Annotated in this window: 1 protein-coding gene; it reads right to left on the bottom strand. The window is 74.3% G+C overall.

Annotation, left to right across the window (positions count from 1 at the left end):
* On the bottom strand, nucleotides 1-358 hold a 358-nt coding region (locus ABQ292_RS26645; RefSeq protein WP_369210712.1), incomplete at both ends, for an SDR family NAD(P)-dependent oxidoreductase.

Here is a 358-nt window from a genome sequence, read left to right as displayed (position 1 = left end):
GCCCAGCTGGGCGGCCTTGGCCGCGGAGTAGGCGACCCCGCCGAAGACGCCGCCGCCGCGCTCGGCCGAGACCGACGCCAGGAAGACGATGCGGCCGAAGCCGCGCTCGACCATGCCGGGTGCGACCCGGCGGGTGATGTTGTACGCCCCGCGCACGTTGACGGCGAAGATGCGGTCCCACTCCTCGCCGCTGACCTCCAGGAAGGGCGTCGGCGAGGTGATGCCGGCGTTGTTGACCAGGGCGCCGACCGGGGGCAGCGCGCCGTCGAGCACGGTCAGCGCGGCCTCCACGGAGGCCTCGTCCGTGACGTCGCAGCCGATGCCGACGGCCTGCACGCCGTGCCGTTCGGCGATCTCG

Origin of the sequence: Geodermatophilus maliterrae (assembly GCF_041018925.1) — a bacterium.
Classification (GTDB): Bacteria; Actinomycetota; Actinomycetes; order Mycobacteriales; family Geodermatophilaceae; genus Geodermatophilus; species Geodermatophilus maliterrae.
Note: the sequence above shows the minus strand (reverse complement) of the source record. Positions and strands in the feature narration are given on the sequence as shown.